The following is a 4924-nucleotide window of genomic DNA, read 5'->3' as shown; positions in this document are numbered from 1 at the left end:
AAGCCTTTCGTAACAAGCGGTATCCGTATCGGTACACCTGCTGTTACAACAAGAGGTCTTGGTATTGAGGAAATGGAAAAGATCGCTGAGTACATCTACCTTTGCGCTACAGATTTCGAAAATAAGGCTGATGAGATCCGTGCTGGCGTAAATGCTATTTGCGAGAAGTTCCCGCTTTATAAGTAATTAATATGTATTTAGGGACGGACATTCTGTCCGTCCCTGTGTTTTTTTAAAACAATCAGCGTTATTTAAGGAAATAAGCAATGGATAATATCAAAAGATATGAAATAGATGAATTTTGGGCTGATTCAACTGTTATTGAAGCAGGAGATTACGTTTTTGTTGGATATTGTATGGGAAATGAGGGAAAACCGATCGAAGACCAGATATGCGGCGCTTTTAGTGTATTGGAAAGCAGACTTGCAATGGCTGGTTTAGAACTGGACTCTGTGGTGAAAATGGATTGTCTTTTCAAAAATATCAGTGACCTACATTTACTTCCCGATATTTTAAAAAAGTACTTTAAAGGAAAATTTCCTGCAAGGAAAGCATACACAACCGACTTTGTGAGAGATGGGATTCTTTTTCAGATAGATGCTATAGCATTTAAAGACAGATAGAACTTATATGATTTCTAAAATGTAAGGAAAAAGGAAATACATATGAAATTACAAATTAATTCGCTTTATCTTTGCGTTAAAAACATGGACAGAGCAATAAAGTTCTATGAGGATCTCTTTGAACAGAAAGTTACTGAAAGAAATGGTATCTACAGCGTTTTCGATTTATTAAATGGTTTCCGTTTGGGATTATTTGCTTATGAAAAAGTAAATGAACGGCATATTTTCGGCAGCAATTGTCTACCAAGCATAAGCGCTGAAAGTCTTGACGTGCTAAAACGGAAACTAACTGGGAAAGAAATTTGTTTTCCAGTTACACTGATAAACGACAACTGGGTAGCGGAATTTGTCGATTCGGAAGGCAATCATATCGAAATAACTGCACCTATAAAATAAATAGGAAGGAGAACTGCTATGCCTGCACCTTTAGCTGATAAAATACGCCCTAAAACACTTGCCGACGTGGTCGGGCAGGAACACATACTTGCAGAGGGTAAGCCACTACGTCGTATTATCGAAAGTGGAACTGTTCCTAATATGATATTCTACGGTCCGTCAGGCGTAGGAAAAACCACTGTTGCACGTATTATCGCTGAAAACTGCGGAATGTCATTGTATAAGCTTAACGGTACTAACGCTTCACTGTCCGACATTAAGGACGTTGTTGCAGATATCGGCACATTCGGTAGTGAGAATGGTATACTTCTCTACCTCGATGAGATTCAGTATCTCAACAAAAAGCAGCAACAGAGTCTCCTTGAATACATTGAAAACGGAGATATCACGCTGATAGCCTCAACTACTGAAAATCCATATTTTGCTGTATATAACGCAGTTATAAGCAGAAGCACTGTATTTGAGTTCAAGCCTGTTACAGCCGAGCAGCTGGTACCAGCAATAAAGCGTGCTTTTAGCAAAATATCCGAAGAAAATGGCTATGAAATCGAAGCTTCTGATGACATTATCTCTAGAATTGCTTACAGTTGCGGCGGAGATGTACGCAAAGCTATGAATACTACAGAGTTAGCGGTCGTTTGCGGAGAGGCTTCCGATGGAAAACTCACTATCACTGAAGAATCTCTTGAAGTTCTTGCTCAGCGCAGCAATATGCGCTATGACCGCGACGGTGACCAACATTATGATATCCTTTCAGCATTCCATAAATCAGTACGCGGTTCTGACGAGAACGCAGCTCTCCACTATGCGGCACGTCTTATTGAAGCAGGAGATATCATATCTCTTTGCAGGCGAATGTTATGTATTGCCTCTGAGGACGTAGGCCTCGCCTATCCTATGGCAGTACCTATTGTAAAAGCCTGTGTGGATTCAGCTCTACAGCTTGGACTTCCTGAGGCAAAACTGCCAATTGCCGAAGCAATTATACTTATGGCAACAGCTCCTAAATCCAACAGCGCCTGCTTGGCTATCAACGCGGCTCTCGACGATCTCAGAAGCTGCGACGCTCTCGACTTCCCAAGGCATTTGCAGAATGTCCATTATGACGGCAAGGGCGCCAAGGTTATAGGTCAGCATTATCTTTATCCTCATGATTTTCCTGATCATTATGTTAAACAGCAATACCTTCCCGACGCTATCGCCGATCATGTCTATTATCACTTCGGTGAAAATAAACAGGAACAGTCGGCTTATCAGTACCGTTTGAAAATAACAGAAAAGAACAAATAAAAAGCCTTTAGTCTGCATAAAAGAAATGCAGACTATTTTATTGTCAAGATTCATAAATTTGCACCTAGAAACTATAATTATTTGGTCTTGACAAACACGAAAAAAAATGTTATAGTAATTATATGGCAAACAACTGTTCACCGTAGGCGGACGATTTAATACAATATCTATCAAAAGGTGATTTTTATGGATACAAAATCTCAGCTTATAGTTGCCGATTCAAAAATACTTCCAGAGGTCTTTACAAAGGTTCTGGAGGTCAAAAAGCTAATGGCGCAGAAGGGTGAAAAAAGCTTTGCCTCTGCCTGTAAGCGCATCGGCATTTCAAGAAGCGCTTATTATAAATATAAAGACAGTGTTTTTTCTTATGAGGAGCTTTTTAACAGAAAGATCGTGAATATCTATCTTCTTCTGAGCGACAGTCCAGGTATCCTGTCGAGTGCACTTGTATTTCTTCATAATCTGAATGCTAATATTCTGACAGTTAACCAAAGCATACCTGTTGACGGCGCTGCTGCTGTGAATATTTCTCTCAGACTTACGGGCGAGTCCAATGAAGAGCTCTCTCAGCTTAATTCAATTACAGAACTTGACGGTATTTTAGAGTGTAAGATACTCTCTGCCGAATAGTTTACGGAGGTTTCTTTTTATGTCAGTTAAATTTGCAGTTTTAGGTCATGGAGTTGTTGGTTCGGGAGTTGTCGAGCTCTTCTATAAGAACAAAAAGAGCATCGAGAAACACGCAGGTACTGAAATGGATATAAAATATATCCTTGATCTCAGGGATTTCCCCGATTCTCCTTATGCTGACAAATTCACCAAGAACTTTGATGATATAGTTAATGATGACGAGGTTGTATCTGTTGCTGAATGTATGGGTGGAGTTGAACCAGCTTTCACTTTTGTAAAGGCTTGTCTTGAAAAGGGAAAGAGCGTTTCAACTTCAAATAAAGAACTTGTAGCTGAAAAAGGAGATATCCTCCTTAAAACTGCAAAGGAGCACAATTGCAACTTTTTCTTCGAAGCGAGCGTTGGTGGAGCTATCCCGATAATCCGACCTCTTCACAGATGCCTTGCAGCAAACGATATTTATAAAGTAGCAGGCATACTTAATGGTACTACTAATTTTATACTTACAAAGATGTACAATGATAATATGCCATTTACAGATGCTTTAAAGCTTGCTCAGGAATTGGGATATGCCGAAAAAGATCCAACAGCCGATATCGAGGGTCATGATGCATGTCGCAAGATATGTATTATTTCCTCTCTTGTATTCGGCAAACACGTATATCCTAAAAGCGTTTACACAAAGGGTATCACAGATATACAGCTATGTGATGTTGAAGCTTCCGATGTTCTCGGTTATGCGATAAAGCTTGTAGCTTCGGTTACAAAGCTCGATAACGGCAAGATACTTCCGTCTGTTATGCCTATGCTTGTTTCATACGACAGTATCATGTCAGGAGTTAATGACGTTTTCAATGCTGTTCTCGTATACGGAGACGGTATAGATCAGACTATGTTCTACGGACGTGGTGCAGGAAAGCTCCCAACTGCAAGCGCTGTAATGGGCGATGTTATTGAAGCTGTAAAACATAACGTAACTGTATTCTCCCAGACATGGGAATCTGCTTCTGATGATTCATTTGTTGAAAAGATAGATAATTTTTCTTCACCCTGGTATTTCCGTTTACCCAGCGGTTCGGAGATCGGCGGAGTTGAAGTATATAACAACGACAACGGTCTTTCTTATGTAACAACAGAAAAGCTCTCATTTGCGGACGCTCAGGCAAAAGCAAAAGAACTTGGTGCTCTTGCTTTTCTCCCTGTGCTTGAATAATAAACTACAGCCCGGAACCATTATGATATGATATCAACGATGGTTTCGGGCTATTCTATTATTTTTCAGTTTCGATCTTTTTAAGCGTATCTTTTAATATTTCCTGTCTTAGCTCTGTAAGCCAAACTGAAAACTTAACATTATCAAAAGCATATTTCTTGTTCAGCTCATATTCATTATCCGACCATGTATTTAGCGGGGATTCATTATGCTGGATAAGCGCTTCGAGTTTATCAAGAGCCTTGAATATTTTTGCTTCCTTTGTTTCCTGTGCGATCATCTCTCCAAATAAAGCCGTCCATTCGCTAGACACTTCACTAGGTAATGATGTTATCCAATTATTTAGAAGATTATCTTCTGCCACTCTGTCCTTATCATTTTTTAAAAATGTTGGTATATCGCCTGTAAAGCATTCTCCGAGGTCGTGAATAAGACACATTTCTATTACTCTTCTTATATCAGCATCAGGGAATTCATACTTTAATAATAATGCCATAAGAGATAAACGCCAGCTGTGCTCCGCTACGCTTTCGGTTCTGCCCTTTGAAGTCGTACAGTGTCGCAAAGTATCCTTTAGTCTTTCAGCAGTATGAAGTATTTCAAGGTATTCTTTCGTATTCATATATTTGCTCCTTCTTTATAGCTTCCTAAATAACCATAACAGCACCTTTGAGTTAAAGTTCAAAGGTGCTGTTATATATTATTTTCTTTTTATAAAATATTCCTCATACCAGACAAGGAAAGTATAAATAGTCCATACCTTACGCCAGTT

Annotated in this window: 6 protein-coding genes and 1 pseudogene; 6 read left to right on the top strand and 1 reads right to left on the bottom strand. The window is 39.4% G+C overall.

Features of this window, described 5'->3' with window-relative positions; genetic code table 11:
* The 6 genes and pseudogenes from glyA to J6U00_RS12305 form a co-directional block, all read left to right on the top strand.
* Positions 1 to 186, top strand: a pseudogene (gene glyA / locus J6U00_RS12330) (serine hydroxymethyltransferase); the annotation flags it as partial.
* A gap of 80 nt (positions 187 to 266) precedes the next feature.
* Entirely contained in the window at positions 267 to 623 is a 357-nt protein-coding gene (locus J6U00_RS12325) for a RidA family protein (protein ID WP_296582282.1), read from the top strand.
* A 42-nt stretch (positions 624 to 665) separates the two neighbouring features.
* Positions 666 to 1019 (top strand): VOC family protein, encoded by a 354-nt coding sequence (locus tag J6U00_RS12320; RefSeq protein WP_296582280.1) that lies wholly within the window; start codon positions 666 to 668, stop codon positions 1017 to 1019.
* 18 nt (positions 1020 to 1037) lie between these two features.
* Positions 1038 to 2309 carry a replication-associated recombination protein A gene (locus J6U00_RS12315; protein ID WP_296582278.1) on the top strand — a complete coding sequence of 424 codons (1272 nt, stop codon included), beginning with the start codon at positions 1038 to 1040 and terminating at the stop codon, positions 2307 to 2309.
* Between the two features lie 186 nt (positions 2310 to 2495).
* Positions 2496 to 2939, top strand: a complete 444-nt coding sequence (locus J6U00_RS12310) for an ACT domain-containing protein (RefSeq protein ID WP_296582276.1) — start codon at positions 2496 to 2498, stop codon at positions 2937 to 2939.
* Between the two features lie 19 nt (positions 2940 to 2958).
* Positions 2959 to 4152 (top strand): homoserine dehydrogenase, encoded by a 1194-nt coding sequence (locus J6U00_RS12305; protein WP_296582273.1) that lies wholly within the window; start codon positions 2959 to 2961, stop codon positions 4150 to 4152.
* Positions 4153 to 4210: 58 nt separating this feature from the next.
* On the opposite strand, the gene J6U00_RS12300 is transcribed toward J6U00_RS12305, so the two are convergent.
* Positions 4211 to 4774 (bottom strand): HD domain-containing protein, encoded by a 564-nt coding sequence (locus tag J6U00_RS12300; protein WP_296582271.1) that lies wholly within the window; start codon positions 4772 to 4774, stop codon positions 4211 to 4213.
* Positions 4775 to 4924 lie beyond the last annotated feature (150 nt).

It is taken from the genome of Ruminococcus sp. (assembly GCF_017650195.1).
Lineage (GTDB): Bacteria > Bacillota > Clostridia > Oscillospirales > Ruminococcaceae > Ruminococcus.
The sequence above is the reverse complement of the archived record's forward strand: the minus strand, read 5'-3'. Positions and strand labels throughout refer to the sequence as shown.

What these genes read in the sequence shown, in the direction of transcription:
- J6U00_RS12325 (WP_296582282.1), top strand. Translation starts at nt 267, where the DNA reads ATGGATAATATCAAAAGATATGAAATAGATGAATTTTGGGCTGATTCA.
- J6U00_RS12305 (WP_296582273.1), top strand. Translation starts at nt 2,959, where the DNA reads ATGTCAGTTAAATTTGCAGTTTTAGGTCATGGAGTTGTTGGTTCGGGA.
- J6U00_RS12320 (WP_296582280.1), top strand. Translation starts at nt 666, where the DNA reads ATGAAATTACAAATTAATTCGCTTTATCTTTGCGTTAAAAACATGGAC.
- J6U00_RS12315 (WP_296582278.1), top strand. Translation starts at nt 1,038, where the DNA reads ATGCCTGCACCTTTAGCTGATAAAATACGCCCTAAAACACTTGCCGAC.
- J6U00_RS12300 (WP_296582271.1), bottom strand. Translation starts at nt 4,774, where the DNA reads ATGAATACGAAAGAATACCTTGAAATACTTCATACTGCTGAAAGACTA.
- J6U00_RS12310 (WP_296582276.1), top strand. Translation starts at nt 2,496, where the DNA reads ATGGATACAAAATCTCAGCTTATAGTTGCCGATTCAAAAATACTTCCA.